The 24,216-nt window shown below is 43.4% G+C and carries 21 protein-coding genes and 1 rRNA gene; 3 read left to right on the top strand and 19 right to left on the bottom strand.

From position 1 onward, the window contains the following. Positions 1–69: 69 nt before the first annotated feature. The 5 genes from H0913_RS02970 to pepQ form a co-directional block, all read right to left on the bottom strand. Positions 70–1,610, bottom strand: a 16S ribosomal RNA gene (locus H0913_RS02970). 475 nt (positions 1,611–2,085) lie between these two features. Next, positions 2,086–2,610: a menaquinone-dependent protoporphyrinogen IX dehydrogenase gene (hemG, locus tag H0913_RS02965; protein ID WP_181477971.1), complete on the bottom strand. Its 525-nt coding sequence runs from the start codon at positions 2,608–2,610 to the stop codon at positions 2,086–2,088. Between the two features lie 48 nt (positions 2,611–2,658). Continuing rightward, the gene (gene trkH / locus H0913_RS02960; protein WP_108479348.1) at positions 2,659–4,110 is read right to left on the bottom strand and encodes a Trk system potassium transporter TrkH; all 1,452 of its coding nucleotides are present in this window, start codon (positions 4,108–4,110) and stop codon (positions 2,659–2,661) included. Positions 4,111–4,125: 15 nt separating this feature from the next. Next, on the bottom strand, positions 4,126–4,752 hold the full coding sequence (locus H0913_RS02955; protein ID WP_181477970.1) for an IMPACT family protein: 627 nt from the start codon (positions 4,750–4,752) through the stop codon (positions 4,126–4,128). After that, positions 4,752–6,086: a Xaa-Pro dipeptidase gene (gene pepQ, locus H0913_RS02950; RefSeq protein ID WP_154602112.1), complete on the bottom strand. Its 1,335-nt coding sequence runs from the start codon at positions 6,084–6,086 to the stop codon at positions 4,752–4,754. Before pepQ ends, H0913_RS02955 begins: the two co-directional genes overlap by 1 nt. A gap of 258 nt (positions 6,087–6,344) precedes the next feature. Between pepQ and fadB the strand changes: the two genes are divergently transcribed. Next, positions 6,345–8,537, top strand: coding sequence for a fatty acid oxidation complex subunit alpha FadB (gene fadB / locus H0913_RS02945; protein ID WP_181477969.1), 2,193 nt, complete (start codon positions 6,345–6,347; stop codon positions 8,535–8,537). A gap of 4 nt (positions 8,538–8,541) precedes the next feature. Further along, positions 8,542–9,708, top strand: a complete 1,167-nt coding sequence (gene fadA, locus H0913_RS02940; RefSeq protein ID WP_181477968.1) for an acetyl-CoA C-acyltransferase FadA — start codon at positions 8,542–8,544, stop codon at positions 9,706–9,708. A 251-nt stretch (positions 9,709–9,959) separates the two neighbouring features. Here fadA and fre read toward each other — a convergent pair whose 3' ends face one another. The 3 genes from fre to pepE all read right to left on the bottom strand — a co-directional run bounded on the left by fre (position 9,960) and on the right by pepE (position 12,981). Beyond that, a complete protein-coding gene (fre, locus tag H0913_RS02935) occupies positions 9,960–10,661 on the bottom strand; it encodes an NAD(P)H-flavin reductase (RefSeq protein ID WP_181477967.1) in 702 nt (233 codons plus the stop codon). A gap of 10 nt (positions 10,662–10,671) precedes the next feature. Then, complete coding sequence (ubiD, locus tag H0913_RS02930; protein WP_181477966.1) at positions 10,672–12,144, bottom strand: 4-hydroxy-3-polyprenylbenzoate decarboxylase; 1,473 nt, start codon at positions 12,142–12,144, stop codon at positions 10,672–10,674. 111 nt (positions 12,145–12,255) lie between these two features. Continuing rightward, on the bottom strand, positions 12,256–12,981 hold the full coding sequence (gene pepE / locus H0913_RS02925; RefSeq protein ID WP_181477965.1) for a dipeptidase PepE: 726 nt from the start codon (positions 12,979–12,981) through the stop codon (positions 12,256–12,258). Positions 12,982–13,155: 174 nt separating this feature from the next. On the opposite strand from pepE, the gene rfaH reads away from it, so the two are divergent. Further along, positions 13,156–13,650 carry a transcription/translation regulatory transformer protein RfaH gene (rfaH, locus tag H0913_RS02920; protein WP_181477964.1) on the top strand — a complete coding sequence of 165 codons (495 nt, stop codon included), beginning with the start codon at positions 13,156–13,158 and terminating at the stop codon, positions 13,648–13,650. A gap of 86 nt (positions 13,651–13,736) precedes the next feature. On the opposite strand, the gene tatC is transcribed toward rfaH, so the two are convergent. From tatC to H0913_RS02865, 11 genes are all read right to left on the bottom strand, one after another. Then, entirely contained in the window at positions 13,737–14,498 is a 762-nt protein-coding gene (tatC, locus tag H0913_RS02915; protein ID WP_036954937.1) for a Sec-independent protein translocase subunit TatC, read from the bottom strand. Between the two features lie 3 nt (positions 14,499–14,501). Continuing rightward, the gene (tatB, locus tag H0913_RS02910; RefSeq protein ID WP_036954940.1) at positions 14,502–15,038 is read right to left on the bottom strand and encodes a Sec-independent protein translocase protein TatB; all 537 of its coding nucleotides are present in this window, start codon (positions 15,036–15,038) and stop codon (positions 14,502–14,504) included. Positions 15,039–15,041: 3 nt separating this feature from the next. Next, positions 15,042–15,329: a twin-arginine translocase TatA/TatE family subunit gene (gene tatA, locus H0913_RS02905; protein WP_036954943.1), complete on the bottom strand. Its 288-nt coding sequence runs from the start codon at positions 15,327–15,329 to the stop codon at positions 15,042–15,044. A 113-nt stretch (positions 15,330–15,442) separates the two neighbouring features. Then, positions 15,443–17,077 (bottom strand): ubiquinone biosynthesis regulatory protein kinase UbiB, encoded by a 1,635-nt coding sequence (gene ubiB / locus H0913_RS02900; RefSeq protein ID WP_154602106.1) that lies wholly within the window; start codon positions 17,075–17,077, stop codon positions 15,443–15,445. Beyond that, on the bottom strand, positions 17,064–17,717 hold the full coding sequence (locus H0913_RS02895) for a ubiquinone biosynthesis accessory factor UbiJ (RefSeq protein WP_154602105.1): 654 nt from the start codon (positions 17,715–17,717) through the stop codon (positions 17,064–17,066). Before H0913_RS02895 ends, ubiB begins: the two co-directional genes overlap by 14 nt. 1 nt (position 17,718) lies before the next feature. Then, positions 17,719–18,474 carry a bifunctional demethylmenaquinone methyltransferase/2-methoxy-6-polyprenyl-1,4-benzoquinol methylase UbiE gene (gene ubiE / locus H0913_RS02890; RefSeq protein ID WP_036954951.1) on the bottom strand — a complete coding sequence of 252 codons (756 nt, stop codon included), beginning with the start codon at positions 18,472–18,474 and terminating at the stop codon, positions 17,719–17,721. Positions 18,475–18,549: 75 nt separating this feature from the next. After that, positions 18,550–19,905, bottom strand: a complete 1,356-nt coding sequence (rmuC, locus tag H0913_RS02885; RefSeq protein ID WP_181477963.1) for a DNA recombination protein RmuC — start codon at positions 19,903–19,905, stop codon at positions 18,550–18,552. Positions 19,906–20,010: 105 nt separating this feature from the next. Beyond that, complete coding sequence (locus tag H0913_RS02880) at positions 20,011–20,541, bottom strand: DedA family protein (RefSeq protein ID WP_154602104.1); 531 nt, start codon at positions 20,539–20,541, stop codon at positions 20,011–20,013. 184 nt (positions 20,542–20,725) lie between these two features. Then, positions 20,726–21,508, bottom strand: coding sequence for a tyrosine-protein phosphatase (locus H0913_RS02875; RefSeq protein ID WP_154602103.1), 783 nt, complete (start codon positions 21,506–21,508; stop codon positions 20,726–20,728). Positions 21,509–21,790: 282 nt separating this feature from the next. Continuing rightward, complete coding sequence (gene udp, locus H0913_RS02870; protein WP_006658334.1) at positions 21,791–22,546, bottom strand: uridine phosphorylase; 756 nt, start codon at positions 22,544–22,546, stop codon at positions 21,791–21,793. A 283-nt stretch (positions 22,547–22,829) separates the two neighbouring features. After that, on the bottom strand, positions 22,830–24,206 hold the full coding sequence (locus tag H0913_RS02865) for a GntP family permease (protein WP_036954960.1): 1,377 nt from the start codon (positions 24,204–24,206) through the stop codon (positions 22,830–22,832). Positions 24,207–24,216: the final 10 nt, after the last annotated feature.

The following is a 24,216-nucleotide window of genomic DNA, read 5'->3' as shown; positions in this document are numbered from 1 at the left end:
CAGACGCGCTTTTTGCTCTACTTTCTATCAGACAATCTGTGTGAGCACTTCACAAGTACACTTCAATGGTAAGGAGGTGATCCAACCGCAGGTTCCCCTACGGTTACCTTGTTACGACTTCACCCCAGTCATGAATCACAAAGTGGTAAGCGCCCTCCCGAAGGTTAAGCTACCTACTTCTTTTGCAACCCACTCCCATGGTGTGACGGGCGGTGTGTACAAGGCCCGGGAACGTATTCACCGTAGCATTCTGATCTACGATTACTAGCGATTCCGACTTCATGGAGTCGAGTTGCAGACTCCAATCCGGACTACGACGTACTTTATGAGTTCCGCTTGCTCTCGCGAGGTCGCTTCTCTTTGTATACGCCATTGTAGCACGTGTGTAGCCCTACTCGTAAGGGCCATGATGACTTGACGTCATCCCCACCTTCCTCCGGTTTATCACCGGCAGTCTCCTTTGAGTTCCCACCATCACGTGCTGGCAACAAAGGATAAGGGTTGCGCTCGTTGCGGGACTTAACCCAACATTTCACAACACGAGCTGACGACAGCCATGCAGCACCTGTCTCAGAGTTCCCGAAGGCACTAAAGCATCTCTGCTAAATTCTCTGGATGTCAAGAGTAGGTAAGGTTCTTCGCGTTGCATCGAATTAAACCACATGCTCCACCGCTTGTGCGGGCCCCCGTCAATTCATTTGAGTTTTAACCTTGCGGCCGTACTCCCCAGGCGGTCGATTTAACGCGTTAGCTCCGGAAGCCACTCCTCAAGGGAACAACCTCCAAATCGACATCGTTTACAGCGTGGACTACCAGGGTATCTAATCCTGTTTGCTCCCCACGCTTTCGCACCTGAGCGTCAGTCTTTGTCCAGGGGGCCGCCTTCGCCACCGGTATTCCTCCACATCTCTACGCATTTCACCGCTACACATGGAATTCTACCCCCCTCTACAAGACTCTAGCTGACCAGTCTTAGATGCCATTCCCAGGTTAAGCCCGGGGATTTCACATCTAACTTAATCAACCGCCTGCGTGCGCTTTACGCCCAGTAATTCCGATTAACGCTTGCACCCTCCGTATTACCGCGGCTGCTGGCACGGAGTTAGCCGGTGCTTCTTCTGTTGGTAACGTCAATCGTTGATGATATTAGCATCAACGCCTTCCTCCCAACTGAAAGTACTTTACAACCCTAAGGCCTTCTTCATACACGCGGCATGGCTGCATCAGGCTTGCGCCCATTGTGCAATATTCCCCACTGCTGCCTCCCGTAGGAGTCTGGGCCGTGTCTCAGTCCCAGTGTGGCTGATCATCCTCTCAGACCAGCTAGGGATCGTCGCCTTGGTGAGCCATTACCTCACCAACTAGCTAATCCCATATGGGTTCATCCGATAGCGCAAGGACCGAAGTTCCCCTGCTTTGCTCCTTAGAGATTATGCGGTATTAGCTACCGTTTCCAGTAGTTATCCCCCTCTATCGGGCAGATCCCCATACATTACTCACCCGTCCGCCGCTCGTCAGCGAGAAGCAAGCTTCCCCTGTTACCGCTCGACTTGCATGTGTTAGGCCTGCCGCCAGCGTTCAATCTGAGCCATGATCAAACTCTTCAATTAAAAAGCTTGATGCTCAAAGAATGTTTACTGTCGTTTGATTTCCGAAGAAACCAAATTACCTATTAGTTCATATATATGAATTAACGTGTTAGTCACTCTTCAAGACTTAAAATCAAATATTTTTTTGATAGTGTCCTGTGAGTGCCCACACAGATTGTCTGATAAATTGTTAAAGAGCGGTGCGACATTTCTTGAGAAATTCGACTCAGTTTTTATCAACTTAGGTCGTTGTCGCGAGGTGGCATATATTACGCTTTCCTCAGTGAGAGTCAAGCATTTTTTTTGCTTAATCTTTTCAGATTCTCTCGCTGCCGGTTCAGTGTCCATCGCGCTTTGCGTTGGCTTGTTCCCGGTCAGTGGATGCGCATTATAGGGAGTCGCAGAAATCCTGCAAGTGTTTTTTGAATATTTTTATTCGACCGTTTTCTTTTTAAACAAATCGTATAAATCAACCACGATTTGTTTAAAAATAAGCCTAGATATTATCAAATCTCGTTGCGAACTCAGCAACATCATCCCAATTAGTGTATTCAATTTCTGTATTTGGGTCGGTTGGCCCGTCTGTCATTTTCATAATCAGTCTGATCATCACTCTATCAAACCATTTATAGCGGGGGTAAAACAGCGCACCTGCAAAAACAGACTTCACAGTCGGTTGCCATGGACACTTCTCTAAGAACTTACGAGTATAGGCATTCGTCTCAACAGTATTCTTACCTTCTTTTCTTGCTGTAAGGTTAACGGCAAAGAATCCCGTCTTCATCGAATTAAGTTGAGTTTGATGGGTTGTGGCAAAACGCACTAACTGCTTATTGAAATGTCCATAACGAATAGAAGCTCCCACTAGCACCTTTTCGTAAGCAGATAAGTTAAAGCTTTTATCTGAATTCAAATCACGAATATCACACTCACGCCCAGCGCGACGTAATTGTTCTGCCATTTTAAGTATGATTTTTTTGGTTTGCCCATCTGTGCTTGAGTGCAAAAGTAGATAACTCATTTTTCTTCCTAATCGTTACTATCTATATACGTTAGCGACGCAGCTATATTACTCACGCCAGAAAGTTGGGGTCAGTAACACTAATAAAGTAAACACTTCCAAACGACCAAACAGCATCGTGACAACTAAAATCCATTTACCTGCAGGATTCATTGTCGTGAAGTTATCAGCAACAGTACCTAAGCCAGGACCTAAGTTATTCAACGTTGTTGCAATCGCTGAGAATGCAGAAAACTCATCCACCCCGGTGGCGATTAAAAGCAACAAGCTAACCACGAAAACTAAAGCATAAGCAGAGAAGAATCCCCAGACAGCTTCAATGATCCTTTCAGGCAGCGCCCGCTGCCCTAATTTAATGGTATAGACCGCATTAGGATGTACTAATCGCTTTAATTCTCGTGAGCCTTGCAGGAACAGTAAAAGGATACGAATAACTTTTAATCCCCCTCCCGTTGACCCTGCGCATCCACCGACAAACGCCGCACATAATAGAAGCATTGGTAAGAACAGCGGCCAGCCAGAAAAACTGTCGGTGGTGAAGCCCGCGGTGGTCGCCATCGAGACCACTTGGAAAAAGGCTTGATCCAGCGTTTGTCCAAAGCCAGCATATACGGAGTGATACATCAGCACCGCGGTACAGATCACGACTAGAACAAACTGGAAACTGATGAACATTCTAAATTCAGGGTCGCGCCAATAAATCCCAAGGCTTCTTCCCGTTAGAACCGCAAAGTGCAAACCAAAGTTACAACCCGAGATAATTAGAAAGACGCCAATAATGGTATTAATGGCAGGACTATTAAAGTAGCCGATACTGGCATCATGGGTAGAAAACCCACCGATCGCGATGGTTGAAAAACTGTGTGATATCGCATCGAACACATCCATACCGGCGATCCATAATGCAATCGCACACGCAATAGTTAGCAATACATAAATAAGCCAAAGGGTTTTTGCCGTTTCCGCAATTCGCGGACGCATTTTGTTATCTTTTAATGGCCCCGGCATCTCAGCCCGATAGAGCTGCATCCCCCCGACACCTAAGAGAGGCAAAATCGCGACAGCGAGTACAATAATCCCCATCCCTCCAAGCCATTGCAACATCTGCCGATAGAATAAAATCGCTTTCGGAAGAGAGTCTAATCCCGTCAGAGTTGTTGCACCGGTAGTTGTTAGCCCAGAAAAGGATTCAAAGAAGGCATCTGTAACAGATAAATTGGGTTTTTCAGAGAAGATAAATGGCAGCGCCCCGACACTTCCTAGCACCGTCCAGAACAGAACAACAATCAAAAAACCTTCTTTTGCTTTTAATTCATGTCGGCTATTTCGCGTAGGTAACCATAAAAAAAGCCCAATCAGCAATGCCGTTATAAAAGTTTGACTAAATGCTCGTCCCGCACCATCGCGATATATCAGTGCGACAATACCAGGTATGACCATAGTAAAAGAGAAGATAATGACGAGTAACCCGACAATACGAGTTATTGCGCGAAAATGCATTCGGCCGGTTCCTTGCTATGCTGTTTGCTCTTGTGACGGTTCTAAGAGAGTAACTTCCCCACGACTAATATCACGTAATTTATCATTAACCTCCTGCTCACAAGTAGCAGGAATAGAAATTTGCAAAGATACAGACTCATTATAATCACTGAGCAATATAGTACCATTTACCTGAGCTAATAATTGCTCAACTCCATTGATAAGTGAGTAATCACATACCACATTGAAGATTTTTTGAGGGACTTTCGTTTTTGTTGAGAGCAACTTCAGTGCCTGCTGAACCCCACTGCCATAAGCACGGACTAGCCCACCCGTACCTAACTTTATTCCACCAAAATAACGCACAACAACGCAAGTGATCTCACCTAAGTTGCTACCTAATAGCTGCGCCATAATGGGTTTACCTGCTGTTCCCGTAGGCTCTCCATCATCAGAAAAACCTAACTGTTGAGAATCATCAGGTCGCCCCGCTACAAATGCCCAGCAATGATGCCGGGCATCGGGGTATTGCGCTTTAATCGATTGAATATAATCTTTCGCAGCTTCAATACCCTCGGTATGAGCGATATAAGTAATAAAACGGCTTTTTTTGATCTCTTCCGAAAAAGAGATCGTTTCTGCCGGAATTGAGTACGCTTTCATTACGGTAAATGCAAATCTCGAGTCATATTTTCAATATGGTTATGATGGATGACGATATTATCTTCAATTCGAATACCACCATAAGGTTTGAAGTGCTCGATTTTATCCCAATTAAAGTGCTGACTGAACTCCCCTGTACGCCACGCAGAAAGCAGGGACTCAATAAAGTAAAGGCCCGGCTCGATAGTTAACACCATTCTTGGTTCCAAAATACGAGTACAGCGTAAGAATGGATACATTTTAGGTGCAGCTAAATGAGTACCATCCTCATCCTGCATAAAGCCTGCTACATCATGCACTTGCAGACCTAATGGGTGGCCTAACCCGTGTGGTAAAAATGGTGTTGTTAAACCATTTTCAACCATCGCATCTTCGCTAATTCCTTTCACGATTCCATGTTTAACGAGTAATTTCGCAATACGGTGATGCATATCGACATGATAATCGGTATAACGTACGCCAGCTTTAATAGACGCGATCAGCGCGAGTTGTTCTGTATTCAAATCCGCAACTAATTCTGCAAATTCGCTTTTGTTCTTAGCGGCATAAGTACGAGTAATATCAGCGGCATAACCATTGTACTCAGCACCGGCATCAATCAAGAAACTACGTAATTCACTCGGAACTGTTTGCTGTAATTTAGTGTAGTGAAGCACGGCTGCATTTTCATTTAAAGCCACAATGTTACCGTAAGGTACATTCGTATCACGATGCCCTGTCGCTTCTAAATAGCTAATATTAATATCAAATTCACTTGCTCCGGCTTGGAAAGCTTCAAAAGCTGATAAGTGACCATTCACCGCCATTTTTTGAGCTTCGCGCATGCAGTACAGCTCATAGTCTGTCTTATATGAACGGTGATAATGATAATAATCGAGTACAGGTTTTGGATTGATATTGTGTGTCGAAATACCTAGAGATTCAGCTTTGTTTGCAGAGGAGCCAATATAAGCTAGATGCTCTTTCGGTAAATTAGCTAAAAAGCCTTTAATTTCATCCGCATTTTTTAGATGAATAAGTTCAACTTCTTTCGTCCAGAAGCTAGTTGGTAAAGGTTCAACGCTATGCCAATAATCAACGGGTGAGTAAAACCATAACTTCGGCTTATTCACACCGTCGACTAATAACCAGGAATGAGGGACATCCGTTACAGGAACCCAAGCTTTGAAATGCGGATTTACTTTAAATGGGTAGTCACTATCATCGAGGAAAATGCGAATTGGCTCTCCCGAATGAATCAAGATGGCATCTAATTTACTGCGTTGTAAAACTTGCTGAGTCGTTTCTTGTAACGTTTTAATATGTTCTGCGTAGAGTCCAGCCAGTTTTTCCATTTCGTTCAACCTTTCAGTATTAGTTAGAAAAATCAAGCTTATCACGTTCTGCTAATAACGTGTATGCACTCAATGACAAGATAAGATTAATACATTGATTATTAATGAAAATATCATTTTCACCTTGTGTTATTTACCTTAATTCCTGTGAGCCGCCTTCCAGTTTTGTTATTAACCATTTGCATTTAATTAACATTATCGTCACACTGATTTTCATCTGGTCATACCAGATAAGACCGCCACATAAAGGAGAACAGCATGCTTTATCAAAGTGAGACAATCTCTATTCAATGGTTGAAAAAAGGTATTGCAGAACTGGTGTTTAACTCATCAGGACCAATCAATAAATTGGATACACATACCGTCGCTTCACTTGATGAAGCCGTTGCAGTACTCGAACAACAAAGCGATTTACAAGGCGTTATTTTGCGCTCAGATAAACCCGCTTTTATTGTTGGCGCAGACATCAAAGAATTTTTATCCCTATTCGAAGCATCTAAAGAAACCCTCAGTGATTGGCTTGGTTACGCAAATAGTATATTTAATCGCCTTGAAGATCTTCCCGTCCCAACGATTAGTGCCATTAATGGTTATGCGCTGGGTGGTGGCTGTGAGTGTGTACTCGCTACTGATTTTAGAATTGCGTCACCGGATGTCAGAATTGGCCTACCTGAGACTAAGTTAGGGATTATGCCTGGCTTTGGCGGGTCAGTACGTTTACCTCGGCTTATTGGTCTTGATAGCGCTCTGGAAATTATCACTACAGGTAAAGATGTTAGTGGGCCTCAAGCACTTAAACTCGGTTTAGTGGATGCGATTGTCGAAACTGAAAAATTACCACAAGCGGCCTTACAAATCATCGAGCAAGCTATCTCTGGTGCACTAAATTGGCGTCAAGCACGACAGCCAAAACTTGAGCCGTTAAAACTTAGCGCACTTGAGCAGGCAATGAGCTTTAATGTTGCCAAAGGCATGGTTTATCAAGTTGCAGGGAAACACTACCCTGCACCAATGAGCGCCGTCAATACCATCGAAAAAGCAGCTAACTGCACCCGCGATGAAGCGCTGAAACATGAAACTGCCGCGTTTGTCCCGTTAGCTCACAGTGATGTTGCTCGCGCATTAGTGAGTGTTTTCCTAAATGATCAACAGGTTAAGTCTACCAGTAAAAAAATTGCAGGCTCCGCAGGTGCTCCGACCCATGCGGCTGTTTTGGGTGCGGGTATTATGGGTGGCGGCATTGCTTATCAATCTGCGAGCAAAGGCGTTCCTGTTTTAATGAAAGATATCAATGAAAAATCATTAGATTTAGGTATTGATGAAGCAAGAAAACTGCTCAATGGTCAGTTTGAAAGAGGAAGAATAACCGCAGATAAGATGGCGACAACACTAGCAGCTATTCACCCTTCGTTGTCCTATGCTGGTATTGAAAATTCTCAGGTGATCGTTGAAGCTGTCGTTGAAAATCCTAAAATTAAAGCTGCCGTACTGTCTGAAGTAGAATCACTCATCACATCAGAGACTATACTGGCTTCTAATACTTCAACCATCCCAATTACCGAGTTAGCAAATTCCCTTAAACGCCCAGAAAATTTCTGTGGTATGCATTTTTTCAACCCAGTTCACCGCATGCCTTTAGTGGAAATCATTCGAGGTGAAAAAACCAGCGATGACACTATCGCTAAAGTCGTTGCCTATGCGAATAAAATGGGGAAAACCCCAATCGTTGTGAATGATTGCCCCGGATTCTTCGTTAACCGTGTTCTTTTCCCTTACTTCGCTGGTTTTAACTTGCTGCTTCAAGATGGCGCCGATTTTAGAGAAATCGACAAAGTCATGGAAAAAGAGTTTGGTTGGCCAATGGGCCCAGCTTATCTACTGGATGTTGTTGGAATTGATACCGCGTTTCATGCAGAGCAAGTCATGGCTCAAGGCTTCCCGCAAAGAATGCAAAAAGTAGGTAAAAACGCCATCGATATTATGTTTGAACAACAACGTTTTGGTCAGAAAAATGGCAAAGGCTTTTATCAATATGAAAAAGATAAAAAAGGAAAGCCAAAGAAAATTGATGACCCAAAAACCGATGAACTATTAAATTCGATTCGCCAAAGTAAGCGTTCATTTACTAAAGATGAAATTATTGCTCGAATGATGACACCAATGGTGAACGAAGTGGTTCGCTGCCTTGAAGAAGGTATTATTCAAAGCCCTTCAGATGCCGATATTGCGCTAGTTTATGGCCTTGGCTTTCCACCATTCCGTGGGGGTGTTTTCTGCTATCTTGACACACTCGGTAGCCAGTCTTACGTCAAAACTGCGGAGTCCTACTCCCATTTAAGCCCGCTTTATCAGGTTCCAAATGGATTAAAAGAAAAAGCGGCCACTAACGCCAGATACTATCCGCAGCCACCAGTTGTGGCTATTGATGTTAAAAAAGTTGCGAGAGGTTAATCCTATGGAAAATGTCTTCATTATTGATGGTATACGCACACCAATGGGCCGTTCCAAAGGCGGTGTATTTCGTCATGTAAGAGCAGAAGACCTCTCTGCACACCTGATGAATGCAATTTTTGAACGCAATCCCAATGCGAAAAAGAAAGAGTTGGATGACATTATTTGGGGATGTGTTCAGCAAACCTTAGAGCAAGGTTTTAATATCGCCAAAAATGCGGCATTGCTAACTGATATCCCGCACACCGTGCCAGCGGTTACAGTCAATCGCCTTTGTGGCTCTTCGATGCAAGCCATTCATGATGCAAGCCGTTTCATTATGACGGGCGATGCACACTCCGTTTTGATTGGCGGTGTTGAGCATATGGGGCATGTTCCAATGACTCACGGTATTGATTTCAATCCAAAGCTCACATTACGCGTAGCAAAAGCCTCTGGAGCAATGGGTTTAACTGCTGAGATGCTTGCTAAAATGTATAAAATCAGCCGAGAAGAGCAAGATGCTTTTGCATTGAGATCTCACCAACGCGCGGCTGCGGCAACCAAGAATGGTAAATTTAGCCGTGAAATCGTTCCGATTGCAGGGCATGATGCCGATGGCAATCTGATTTCAATCAACTATGACGAAGTCATCCGTTTTGATGCCACTTTGGAAGGACTCGCTGCACTAAGACCCGCTTTCGACCCTGTCAGTGGTACTGTGACCGCAGGCAATTCGTCAGCACTGTCTGATGGTGCTTCAGCCATGCTACTTGCCAGTGGATCTTATGCCAAACAGCATGGATTAAAACCTCGTGCAAAAGTTCGAGCCATGGCCGTGGTTGGTTGTGATCCATCCATCATGGGATTTGGACCGGTTCCTGCAACTGAGTTAGCGTTAAAGCGTGCGGGGATGACGTTGAATGATATTGATATTATTGAACTTAATGAGGCTTTCGCGGCTCAGTCTATTGCTTGCCTAAAAGGTCTGCAAATTTCAGAAAGCCAAGTGGATCAGAAAGTGAATTTAAGTGGTGGAGCAATCGCTTTAGGGCACCCTCTCGGTTGCTCTGGCGCAAGGATCACAACCGCGTTACTTAATCAGTTAGAGCAACATGATAAGCAGTTTGGTTTAGCTACAATGTGTATTGGATTTGGGCAAGGCATCGCCACAATTATCGAAAGAGTCTAATTCATTTTGCCGTTACATTGTCGTATCTTGCAATGTTCCCGCCTAGTCAGGGGCGGGATTTTTTTATCCACAAAACAGCTGTGAAACTCAATCAACCAGAATATTGAATACAACTCAGTCCATCCCCTAAATAGTTCAGGTCACAGGTAGGCGGCAAGTAAAGCTATCCCTTGAGCATACTGGAGTATGTGATAGGGTAGCTTTATGAAGCCAACACCCCTGTGGCTTGAAATATAACGGGGATACTCAAATTACAAAAAGTCGAAAGCATCGCCAAACAACTGGGTGGACCTTGCCCCCCTCTCATTACAAAACCTATCCCGCGCAATCTTCGCCATCTCAAAACGCCCTGCAATATAAATATCATGCCCAGACAAATCACCGAAATCTTCTAGCACGGTACTCAAAACAGTTCCCGTTCTTCCACGCCAATTTTCATCCGGTTGCTCAACAACAGGGACAACTTTCAGGTTAGGATAACGCTCACTAATAGCTTGTAATTCACCGAGATCATACAAATGCTCCAACTGGCGACCACCCCAATAGAAAGTAATATCTCGTTGAGGATTTTCAGCCAGTGCAGCCAATAAAATAGAATGGGTATAAGAGAAGCCAGTACCGCCTGCGATCAAGATCATCGGGTTTTGGCTATTTTCGCGGAACCACGCTTTGCCGTGAGGAATATCAATATCAATACGTTGCTGTTCTAAAATACGATCCATCACCGCCATCGCGTACAAATTAAATTCTGATGCGCCAATATGCAGTTCGATAGATTGATTATTTTCAGGTGTAGAAGCCATAGAGAATGGTCGTTTGTCTCTTTCATCCATAACGACCATAAGATATTGACCCGCTTTAAAATGAAAAGGTCCGTCTGGCAACAAAATAACCCGATAAACTGTATCCGTGATAGATTCAACAGATATGACTTTACAGCTCAAAGTTGCCATGATTTTCCTCTTACTTTTCAATAATATTTAACTGTTCCCAGATATCATCTACGCGGGATTTGACACTCTGCGTCATGACAATTGGGCGTCCCCACTCACGGTTGGTTTCTCCCGGCCATTTATTGGTCGCATCCATTCCCATTTTGGAACCAAGTCCAGAAATCGGTGATGCAAAATCGAGATAATCAATCGGTGTGTTTTCCATCATGACAGTATCGCGAGCTGGATCCATACGTGTTGTGATGGCCCAAATAACATCTTTCCAATCACGAGCATTGATATCATCATCACAAACAATCACGAACTTAGTGTACATGAACTGGCGCAGGTAAGACCAGACGCCCATCATTACTCTTTTTGCGTGTCCTGCATACTGTTTTTTCATGGTAACAACCGCCAGACGGTAGGAACAACCTTCTGGTGGCAAATAGAAATCCACAATTTCAGGGAACTGCTTTTGTAAAATAGGTACTAAAACTTCGTTCAGGGCTTCCCCTAATACTGCGGGTTCATCCGGTGGACGACCTGTATAAGTAGAGTGATAAATCGCATCGCGACGTTGAGTCACATGAGTCACAGTAAATACCGGGAAATCATCAATCTCATTATAATAACCCGTGTGGTCGCCATAAGGACCTTCTGGTGCCATTTCGCCAGGTTCAATATACCCTTCAAGGATAATTTCAGCCCCAGCGGGAACTTCTAAGTCATTAGAAATACACTTTACAACTTCCGTTTTATTGCCCCGGAGTAACCCAGCAAAAGCATATTCAGATAGCGTATCGGGAACCGGCGTCACTGCGCCTAAAATCGTTGCGGGATCAGCACCTAGCGCCACAGCGACTGGGAATCGTTCACCTGGATGAGCCTGACACCACTCTTGGAAATCCAGCGCACCACCGCGATGAGATAACCAACGCATAATAATTTTATTTTTACCAAGGACTTGCTGGCGATAGATACCTAAATTTTGGCGTTCTTTATGAGGACCTTTCGTGACCGTTAAACCCCAAGTAATCAGCGGCGCAGCATCTTCCGGCCAGCAATGCATTACAGGGATCTTAGTCAGGTCAACATCATCACCTGCCCAAATCTCTTCCTGACAAGGCGCTGAGCTCAAGCGTTTAGCTGGCATGTTCAGCACTTGCTTGAATTTCGGCAATTTGTCCATTAAGTCACGAAAACCCTTCGGAGGATCTGGTTCTTTCAAGAAGGCGAGTAACTTACCCACATCATGTAAGGCTTTAATATCTTCTTGCCCCATTCCCATAGCAACGCGCTTGGTTGTACCAAACAAGTTACACAGAACGGGCATGTTATAGCCTTTAGGATTTTCGAATAGTAAGGCTGGCCCCCCTGCTCTTAGTGTACGATCTGCGATTTCAGTCATTTCCAAGTAAGGATCGACTTCCATCGTAATGCGTTTTAGTTCGCCTTGCTTTTCAAGCTGCGCGATGAAATCTCTAAGGTCACGGTATTTCATTATCTTCTTTTACTATTACAGGAGGAACCTCATTATAAGGTTCCCAGCCAAGGTTACAAGTTGCTGTTAAACATACTTAATAATCAATATCTTCAGATTAAGTATATCACTTTACTTGCAATCAAACGGAACATGATCCTTTAATGATACGGTATCAAATTGCTCAGGGAATGTTTTGTTGTGCTGAAACAACTTGAAGCCTTCATTTTTGCCACTGAAGTAACTTAACTCATTACCTTTGATCTGTAATCCGCTACCTTCACGTAACGCAACAACCACTTCATGAGGGTTAATAACACAGAATTCTTGTAGGCGCTCATCGCGTGTTTCACCCATATGCCCAGAAATATGCGCATCAATATAGTGTGGGTTGATTTGCATTGGGAACAGACCCAAGGACGGCATGATAACTGCATTACTCACAGGCATATCATTCGTTGTACGAATGCTTGGAGTCGCCACGTTGCAACCTGCGCTCCAACCAATGTAAGGTACACCGCGTTCACGTACTGCACGTTGGATAGCAACAATTAAGCCATTCTCATGCAAGCATTTATTTAACCACCATGTATTACCGCCACTCACAAGAATACATTCTGCTTGTTCGATGGCTTCTACTGGGCTCTCAAAATGTTCAATCGAAGTCACTTTAATACCTAAAGCATCGCTTAACTGCTCCGCACGCTCATCGTGAGAACCTCGTAAAACAGCATAAGGCACTAATACTGCAGACTTAATCTGTTTACGTTCAATCATTTCGCTAATTCTTGGTAATGCGTAACTTAGCCATACAGGGTTGCCGGAAAGTTTGCCATTACTCAGTAAAAAGATATCCATGGTGTCTCCTACAAAAAGTGTATTAACTGCTGTGTTTATTGTGTATCTAATTTCGTAACTATCGAATTAATCGATACTTGTGTAGATGAATAATATTGTGCTACTCATCATTAGTCACATTCTTATGCCTTAATTTGTTATCATGAGCATAAATTTGTTGGATGGGATCAAAAAATGGAAAAATGGTATTTGCTGTATTGCAAACGAGGGCAACTGGATAGAGCGGTTGAGCACTTAACTCGACAAGATGTGACTTGCATGACTCCAATGACTGAAATGGAAAAAGTCGTTCGAGGCAAACGCACAGTTATCACTGAAGCGCTATTTCCCAATTACCTGTTTGTAAAATTCGATCATGAGCAAATTCATACAACCACTATCCAATCTACACGCGGTGTCAGCCACTTTATTCGCTTTGGCGCATTACCGGCTGAAGTTCCTGAAGAGATAATTGAGCTCATACAGCAGACGCCTATCAGCCATACTCAATCTCCGGATCTCCCTTCTCAGGGAGACAGTGTTGTTATTACTGAAGGCATTTTTGCCGGTGTTAAGGCCATCTTCAATGAACCAAATGGTGAGTCGCGTTCTATTCTTTTGCTTAACATCTTAAATACCACTGTCGCAAAAGTCATTGATAATACGCAATTTAGAAAAGAGTCCGAATAAGTTTTTCGCGATATATTTGTTTCAAACCGGCATAAAAAAAGCCCATTGAATGGGCTTTTTATTTCACAATAACGTTGTCACCGTGACTATTCTTCTGGCTCTTCTTCTTCGTCATCGCCTCTACGTCGACCTTTGCCAACATAGAAATTCGACAGTAATACCCCAAGCTCAAACAGCAAGTACATCGGTACTGCGAGTAGAGTTTGCGATAAAACATCTGGCGGAGTCAGGAACATCCCGACGATAAACGCACCTACTAAGATGTATGGGCGCTTACGTCTGAGTGATTCTGGAGTCGTTACGCCAGTCCAGCACAGTAAAATAATCGCGATTGGCACTTCAAACGCAGCTCCGAATGCCATAAACAATGTCATGACAAAACTGAGGTATTTGCTGATATCCGGTATAAAGTTAACGCTTTCTGGCGTTGTTTTTACAAAGAAGCCAAAAGCTAACGGGAATACCACAAAGTAAGCAAATGCCATTCCTAGATAGAATAGGAAGCTACTTGATACCAGTAACGGCAGCATTAATCGACGTTCATGCTTATACAGCGCAGGCGCGATAAATGCCCAGACCTGGTACAAAATGACCGGTATCGAAACAAATACAGATACCATCATGGTCAGTTTAATCGGGGTAAAAAACGTCGATGCTACGTCTGTCGCACTCATTTGAGAGCCAACAGGCAGCTTATCAATCAAAGGCGCAGCAACAAGGCGATAAATATCATTTGAAAAATAAGCGAGCGCCGCAAAGACGATTAATACCGTAATCAAACAGTTTAGTAGCCGCTTTCTTAGTTCAATCAGGTGGCTAATAAGTGGTTGAGCATCATTGACAGCCATGTGTTATTTTTCACTTTCTGTTTGATTGGAGTTTGTTACTTTAGCATCGAGTGGCTTAGAGTCTGTTGGTGTTGCTGAAGCAGGTTTTTCTTCAACAACTGCAGCCATCTTAGCAGCATACTCAGGATCAGGGTCTGACTCTTGAGTTTGCGAAGAACTAGCATGGGATTCCTTTACCGCAGCATCGTAGTTTTCTGTGATCTCTTTTGCTTTGTTCAACTCAGATTGGACATCATTGGTTGTTGCCTGATAACCACTTTGTAAAGACAAAGCAGCATGACGCAGGTCATCCATCGACTTTTTAAGTTCTGGAGAAAGCGTTTCCAAACCCGCTTTCTCTTCAACTTTTTTAAGAGTCTCTTGCAGTTCTTGCAATTTCAGTTCTTGTGATAGCTCATTCTGGACATTAGCAGCCATAGAGCGCATAGCACGAATCCAACCAGCAACAGTTCTCACTGCCACTGGTAGACGTTGTGGGCCTAATACCACAAGACCGATGATCGCAACTAGCAGTAGTTCACTAAAACCTATGTCAAACACGGTTTATCCCTGCTCTTTATTTTTGCTCTCAACTGGGCTGTCTTTTTTTTCAGGAGCCTGTTGTTCAGTGATATTTTTTGGTGCAAAATCAGCGTCTTGCTTCTCTTGCTCTGCTTTCGCTTTTGCAGCTTCATCATCACTCATTGCTTTTTTGAAGCCTTTAAGTGATTCGCCCAAATCAGAACCTAAAGAACGTAATTTCTTGGTGCCGAAAATTAAAATGATAAGCAAAGCAATGATAATTAATTGCCAAGGACTACCGAAAGCAGCCATTGCAAAAGTTGATTCCATTGTTAATACCTCTATAGTTTTGGGATCAATTGTAACTAATTCTATTATATACAACCAACGCTAAATACGGAAATGATCACAGCCTTATAAACTTGTCGCAAAACAAAGTCTACTTAATTATCCTCTCCTTTACACCAACCTACAAGCCACGACAATGCACCTACAGCCATAAATGCTGCTGCAATTCGGGTTAAGTCGGAAATAAAGAATAAGCTACCACAAAGAATAAAGGTTGCCCCAATTCCTAATAGGTACTGTGATTTACGTTGTTTAGTGCGTTGGTGCTTTAACTCTTGTGTAAGCTGTTCAATATTAGACTGCAAGAAACGGTGCTGCTTTAATGCCCCATAAATCAAATCGGGGATTTCTGGCATTTTCTCCGCCCAATATGGCGCTTTTTCTTTTAACGCTTTGGTGATAGCCGGAATACCCACTTGGCTATGGATCCAATCCTCTAAGAATGGTTTTGCTGTTTTCCATAAATCCAACTGCGGGTATAACTGACGACCCAAACCTTCAACGTACAATAAGGTTTTCTGCAATAACACCAATTGCGGCTGAACTTCCATATTAAAGCGACGGGCGGTATTGAACAGATTCAATAACACATGCCCAAATGAAATCTCAGCTAATGGCTTTTCAAAGATAGGCTCACAAACGGTGCGAATAGCAAACTCAAAATCTTCAACATTGGTATCTGGCGGAACCCAGCCAGAATCCACATGCAACTCAGCAACTTTACGGTAATCTCGATTAAAGAAAGCAATAAAGTTTTCAGCTAAATAGCGCTTATCTTCTTTGTTAAGTGAACCCACGATCCCACAGTCGATACCAATATAGAGAGGATCTTCTGGGTGGTCGTAGCTAACAAAAATGTTGCCCGGGTGCATATCTGCGTGGAAGAAACTGTCACGAAATACCTGGGTAAAGAAGACTTTGACGCCCCGCTCTGCCAGCAACTTCATGTTCGTGCCTTGCGCTTCTAGTGCCGCAATGTCTGAAACAGGAATACCGTAGATACGCTCCATGACCATCACGTTTTCACGGCAATAATCAGGATAAACTTCAGGGATATACAGCATAGAACTGTTTTCAAAGTTGCGTCGTAACTGGATAGCGTTAGCAGATTCGCGAAGAAGATTTAGCTCATCAATTAAGGTTTTTTCGTACTCACGCACGACTTCTTTAGGGCGTAAACGTCGTCCATCAGGAAGAAGAGGAACCCAATTGGCGATACGGTACATCAGCTTAATATCCGCTTTGATGACAGGTAAAATATCTGGGCGAATCACTTTTAAAACAACATCTCTGCCATTTTCTTTTAATGTTGCAGTATGAACTTGGGCAATCGACGCAGAGGCAAGAGCTTGCTCATCAAAGTTATCAAACCATTGTTCTAATGGACCACCGAGTGACTCTTCAATATAACGACGGGCTAATTTACCATCGAAACTCGCCACTTTGTCTTGTAATAATGACAGCTGGTCGGCAATTGCGGGAGGGAATAAATCTCGGCGAGTCGAAAGCATTTGACCAAATTTGATCCAAACCGGCCCTAATTCTTGCAATGCTAGGCGCAGTCGTTCACCAAGATCTTTATCTTTGTGTCTGTTTTTGATCCAAAAAAAACCTAACCGCCCAATTCTTAAAGGCAATGTCAGCTTAATTTTAGGGATCAGCTCATCTAGTCCATAAGAGAGAAATACCCGAATAATGAAGTAAAGACGTTTTATTTCACCGGGAGTCATTCTTCTCCTCCAACTGATTGAGTCGTTGTTCTAACTGACTCATTGAATTTGAAACCTGCTCAACTTCATCGCTAAAATGCACTAATTCCAGCTGGCTTGGCGCCATTTTCCACTCTTCCAGAATAATGTCTTTAACGTATGTTTTTTGGCGACTGACTAAACGAGACGCGAGGCAAGCCCCTTTACCTAACACTTTACTGATGCCTTCTGCCGCAACATCACCAATATAAGGGGATAAATAATGAGCTGGGTTCCAGATAGCTAAATCCAGTAATGAAGACCAGTGTTGAACAATTTGCATATCGCCTTCAATCACAATGTCACCATTATTGATGAGTTGTGAAAGCTGCTGCTTATCTTTCAACTTAATCAATGTAAACAGTGACGTTTTGATAGTGCAATCTGCAGGTTCTTGCCATTCACTTAATACATCAACATGATTTTCAGCAAAAATAAGAGTCAGGGTTTTATTCAGCTCTTTAAGCTCAATCCCCATCACTTTACCCGCTAAACGCATTCTTGCAGGTTGCAGGACTTTTTCCTTGAACAACATGTGGTTCAAGGAAGTTTCCATTAATGCCGTCATCAAGGAATACAAAACAGTATTAGGATTTTCAATATGCGCTGATGGTGCTTCCATCTTAGAATTTAAACCCTTTATGTAATGCAACAATACCACCGGTCATATTGTCATAAGAGACTTGCTCAAAACCTGCGTTTTCCATCATCCCTTTCAAGGTTTCTTGATTTGGGTGCATACGGATAGATTCAGCCAGGTAACGATAGCTTTCAGGATCATTCACAATCACTTGACCAATACGCGGTAAAATATGGAATGAGTATGCATCGTAAGCTTTGTTCAGTGGTTCAAGAATTGGTTTAGAGAACTCAAGCACTAATAGGCGTCCACCCGGCTTCAATACGCGGAACATGGAGCGTAATGCTTTATCTTTATCGGTGACGTTGCGTAAACCAAAAGAGATAGTAATACAGTCAAAATAGTTATCAGGGAATGGCAACTCTTCTGCGTTCGCTTGAACGTAATTAACATTACCAACAATGCCTAAATCGCGCAGTTTCTCGCGTCCCATTTTTAACATTGAATCGTTAATATCTGCGAGAACCACTTCACCTTTTTCACCCACAAGGCGAGAAAATTTTGCAGTGAGGTCACCAGTTCCACCAGCAAGGTCAAGTACGCGTTGATTACGACGCACACCACTCGCTTCGATTGTGAAACGTTTCCAGATACGATGAATACCAAAAGACATTAAGTCATTCATCAGGTCATATTTAGAGGCTACAGAGTGAAAAACATTTGCGACTAGGCCAGCTTTTTCTTCTTTCTCTACAGTACGGAAACCAAAATCGATGGTTTCTTTTGTTGGTTCGGTCATTTCTATTATGCCTGTTAATCGTTCAAACTTTTTTGTGAAGTGTACCAGCCTTTGAGTGAAAACCCTATTATAACTCTAAGATTCCGCACAATTAGACTTGTCAGCCCGCTCAGCTAGCTGAGGGTCTATAGATTGCTTAACTTCCACACCTAACTCTTTAAAACTTTCCGCTTGAGCAAGCAAATTACCTCGGCCTTCAGCAAGGCGCTTCATTGCTGAAGAATAAGTATGATTTGCTTTCTCTAAACTCGAGCCCAATACCTGCATATCATCAATAAATAAACGCAGCTTATCGTACATTTTAGCGGCTCTATCTGCGATTTCTTGAGCATTTTGCTCTTGCCGTTCATAGCGCCACAAATTATTAATGGTACGCACGGCCACCAGTAAGGTGGATGGACAAACCAACATAATATTCAGTTTTAATCCTTCATCAAGTAGTTCAGGCGCTTCCTTTAATGCTAATAAATACGCAGGCTCAATCGGAATAAACATGAGCACATAATCTAAAGAGCGAACTCCCGGTAACTGATGGTAGTCTTTGCGACTGAGCATTTTCATATGGTTACGAATGGACGCCACATGCTCCTTGATGCCTTGCTGCTGCTGTTCTGGATCATCGCTATTAAAATAGTGTTCATAAGCCACCAGCGACATTTTCGCATCGACCACCACATCTTTGCCTTCAGGAAGATGGATAATCACATCGGGTTGATAGCGGCTATTAAACCCCGTATTGATGCTTACCTGAGTTTCAAATTCACTGCCTTTTCGCAGCCCTGAAACTTCTAAAATCCGCGTTAAAATCGTTTCCCCCCAGTTCCCTTGGATTTTATTATCTCCTTTTAGGGCTCGGGTTAAATTGACCGCTTCTTTGGTCATTTGGCTATTTAACTGCTGTAATTGGCGAATTTCATAAGTGAGTGTATGGCGCTCTTTGGCTTCTTCACCATAACTTTGCTGTACTTGCTGGCGAAACCCTTCAAGTTGCTCACGAAACGGTGACAGCATCGCCATTAAATTTTTCTGATGTTGTTCGGATGCTCGACGTTCGTTCTGCTCAAAAATACGATTGGCTAAATTTTCGAACTGAGCGGTAAGGCGCTGCTCGCTGTTTTGTAAAATCCGTTGTTTTTCTTCATTGGCGAGTTGAGTCTGCTCAAAGCGGGTCATCACTTCCCGCAGCTCTGCTTCCTGTTCGCGGTTAATATCCCGCTGTGTACGTAGCTCCTGATCGAGCCTGTCACATTCCTCTTTCCACTGCGCTAAATGCACATTTTTTTCATCGCACGCCGCCAATTGGCGGTATACCTCTTGTAGCTCTCGCTCTTTTCCCGCTATTTTTTGGACAATAGAAAACCAGACCGCTAAACCGCCGACCAAAATGCCGCTCAAGGCGCCAATAATTGCATATAAAAGAGAGGTATCCACGACTCAATCCTTACTTTTTAAAATCTAGAGTAAGGTAATGGGATACTGTATAAGTGTCCAGAGGTAAATCTCCCAACGGCTACTTTTTGCGAGCGGCTTCGCAGCTTATCCCATCCAACTCGCAAACCAACGTAAACCAAGCGCGCCAGGGGCTAAAATACCAAACGCCCAAATCATCGCTGAGGCTAGGTTAGCGACTTGGAAATGTCGCTGCTTCATTTCACAGATCCCCGCAACAAGCGGCACTACCGCCCTCAGTGGCCCGAAAAACCGACCAAAGAAAATACCCCAAACACCCCACTTCTCAAAGAAGCGATGCCCTTTATCTACCATTTCAGGGTTGCGGGAAATCGGCCACATTTCACGAACTTTATCTTTATAGTGAAAACCAAACCAATAAGAGACCCAATCCCCGAAAAATGCGCCCAATGCAGCGGCTAACCAAATCGGGAAAAAGGCAATCTCACTTTCACCAATTAATGCCCCTAGCCCAAGCAAGATAACGGTCGCAGGGAGCAATAACGATAAGAAAGCTAGGGACTCGCCAAACGCAAGAATGAACACAATAGGGATAGCCCACACTTCGTGAGCGCGAGTGAATTCTGTAATGACCGTGACAATTTCATTAATGCTCAAGGGCGAATTCCTACGGTTTGAGATTAGTATGTTAACTATGAGTAGACTAAGTAACTATTATTCAGCTAATTAACTGTTATTAAGATAAGCAATTATTACGCCGCTAAGTGAATATATTATAGTTCTTGGAAGTAAATAAAGTTGCAACAAAACTGGCGCATTGCAACTTCAATTCCGCAGAGGTTTATTCGAGGAAGTAACTTTGTAATACGCTGCGCTGAGCGTTATCTAATCCAAAGTCTTTTTCTAGCCAGCTATCCACACCGCCATAATTATTTTCTATACTTTTCAATGCAGTTTGTAAAAATTCTTCACGAACAGAAAATACATATTCGAATTTTTTCACCACGTTTTCACTCATGGTCTTGGAGAACTCTTCGAGTAAATGATTACGAAATGGCGCTAACGTCTCGTTCGTTAAAAGGTAATCATCCATTACTGTATTCACATCTGCGCCCAGCGCAAACAGCACGAGAGCCGAGCCAACTCCTGTGCGGTCTTTACCCACAGCACAGTGTTGCACAAGCCCACCTTTTTCTGGCTGCTTCAACATGTTCACTAATTGGTGATAAGCGGCATTATTCAACGGAAGCAACTCATAGAGGCGGAACATAAAAGCTTGAGGATCAAACTGTTCTAGTACTTCTGGGGTGAGTTTATCAAGATTCGCACTCACTTCTTTTGCCAGCGGGTTCGCAGGGGCATGTACATAATGAGCGCCACGCCACACCACATCTGGTTTATCCAAAATTTCAGCTTCATCGCGATAATCGATGATTTGGAAAAGGTTTTGTGACTGTAAGACTTTTTCATCATCTTGGGTTAATCGGTCGAGCGCCCCAGAACGAAATAAAACACCGGGCTTTATTTTTCCGCCATTGGAAAGCTTTTTTCCCCCTAAATCACGAAAGTTAATTCCACCTGTTAAAGGCAGTACAGAGGGGTGAAGGTAAGGTTTGGTTGACATACGTTTTCCCTTTTTAGCTCTGTCATTGCTCAAACTAAAAATAAACGAAATCATCAATTACTTGTAATTTGAGTAACTTAAGAGGCTTCTATTAATTGTTTTAAATGACAATAACAGATTCATCGATGAAGGGAATAAGAAAAACGCGAGAAAATAAATTTTGCGCTGATCAATTAGAGATACAAGAATATTTAAGATGCATGGGTAGCACGATGATAACTGAACCCGTTTACCGCAAATCCACAACCGAGTGAAGTCAGTAAACGGGTCAGCTAATTAGGATTACAGCAGGCGACGAGCAGCTTCGACAACGATGCTCAGAACATTGCCTTCTGTTTTTTTCAGAAGCGCTTCATTTGGAATTTCTTGCTGAGTACGGTTTACGATAACCCCAGCGACCATACCTGCACGCAGGCCTTGGCTTGCACACATGGTTAACAGCGTTGCAGATTCCATTTCATAGTTCATCACGCCCATGTCTTGCCACTCTTTCATTGAACCTCTGAAGTGACGCATTACGCGGCCTGTATAGGTGTCGTAACGTTCTTGACCTGGGTAGAAAGTATCGGAAGATGCGGTAATACCGACGTGTACAGTTGCACCCGCTTCTGTCGCCGCAGCATACAGCGCATTAGTACACGTGAAGTCAGCAACTGCAGGGAATTCCAGTGGTGCAAAGTGCTGGCTTGCGCCATCTAAACGAACCGCACCTGTGGTGACAAGTACATCACCCACATTGATGTTTTCTTGGATTGCGCCTGTTGTACCAATACGTAAGAAAGTACGGATACCTAACTGAGCCAGCTCTTCAACTGCGATAGAAGTTGATGGACCACCAATACCCGTTGAGCAGACAATCACGGCTTTGCCATCGAGCTCGCCACGCCATGAAGTGAATTCGCGTAATGAAGCCAAATGTACAGGGTTGTCCATCAGACGTGCAATTTTTTCAACACGGTTAGGATCCCCAGGAACAATAGCAACAGTTGCACCCTGTAAGTCACTCTTTTTTAAACCTAAGTGGAAAACGTCAGACATATCAAACTCCTTTACACAATGGCATCATTGAATTAGTACGTTATTGTCAATATAGCGCTTAGCTTTGATTAATTTAGTGACCAATATCTACTTTAATAGAAACAGATACACTTGAATTTCATTAAAACGAGATCATGATCACAAATAAGTTATCTTAAGATGAATGTGAATAATGAGATACACCCAGTATAGATGAATGTTTGTGATTATCGAAAGAAAGCGCCCGAATGGGCGCTTTAGATAGGCAGAATATAGAAAATACTACAATATCAACATGCTAGATTTATAGCACGACATCAAGGATCAAGACCCCCACCAACCCGATAGCCCAAGCTATTGTTGTTGGAATAGACCAAACAATCATTTGTTGTTTAACGTCTTTGATCCCCATCATTCTGTTCACCACCCAGTAAAGGCTGTCGTTAAAATAACCGAAGAACAGAGACCCCATTGTTGCTGCCTGAGCTGCAACCAATAAGTTGATATCAGGAATTTGGCTAATGATTGGCGCAGAAATCGATGCTGCGGTAATCATTGCTACCGTTCCAGACCCCTGAATTAAACGCACTAATGTCGCGATAATAAACGGGATTAATACGGGCGTAATCGGTAAATTCGCGACATGCTCCGCAAGAATGGTTCCCGTCCCGCTGTCACGCAATACTGCACCTAATGCTCCACCAGCACCTGTCACAAGCAGGATGATACCCGCCGCTTGTAAACCTTCTTCCATACGGTCGATAACTTCTTCTTTCGATGCTTTTGGCATTAACGTATAGACCGAAATCAGGACACTAATAGATAAGGCGATAATCGGTGCTCCCAAGAATTGGAATGATTGGAAGTACCAATTATCATCCATACCTTGGAATGCGGCTGTTTTCAGTAATAATCCGTTGATAGCATTAATGAAGATCAACAGAATTGGCGTGATAATTGGTAACAATGATAAGAATAAGCTCGGTAATGGTTTGTTGGCTTTTTCTTCCATGTAACGCGCGTGCACTTCTTTTAAATCTTCGCTGCCCGTTTCATCTGGCATGAATTCTGGGTATTTAGTTCCCAGCCATTTAGCGTAGAACACAATTCCGATGACACACGGCACTGCCAGTGTCATTCCCGCTAAAATCATGGCACCAACATCAACCCCGAAGATCCCAGCAACACCGAGAGGGCCCGGAGTTGGTGGCACAGTATGGTGGGTAACAACCAGACCACCCGCCAATGCGACACCAAGGGTTAAAATACTGCGCTTCCCATTCTTCGCTAACGCTTTTGCCAGCGGATACAAAATAACGAATGCAGAGTCTACAAAGATAGGAATACTGACAATATAACCGGTAATTGCCAGCGCCCACTCTTCGCGTTTTTTACCTAACCATTTGATAAAACTATAAGCTATCTGTTCAGCAGCACCGGACACTTCCAGCACCCTTCCCATCATTACCCCGAGACCGATAACAATACCAATGCTACCGAGGGTCGAACCAAAGCCCTTTGTAATAACGGTGACGGTTTCCGCCGCAGTTAATCCCCCTGATAACCCTGCGATTGCAGCCGCAATCAACATCGCTAACAAGGCGTGAACCCGCGTTCGCAATACTAAAAAGATAAGGACAAATATGGCCACCGCGAGGCCAATAATAGGAATATAGGACATTATTTAATCT

It is taken from the genome of Providencia rettgeri (assembly GCF_013702265.1).
Lineage (GTDB): Bacteria > Pseudomonadota > Gammaproteobacteria > Enterobacterales > Enterobacteriaceae > Providencia > Providencia zhijiangensis.
The sequence above is the reverse complement of the archived record's forward strand: the minus strand, read 5'-3'. Positions and strand labels throughout refer to the sequence as shown.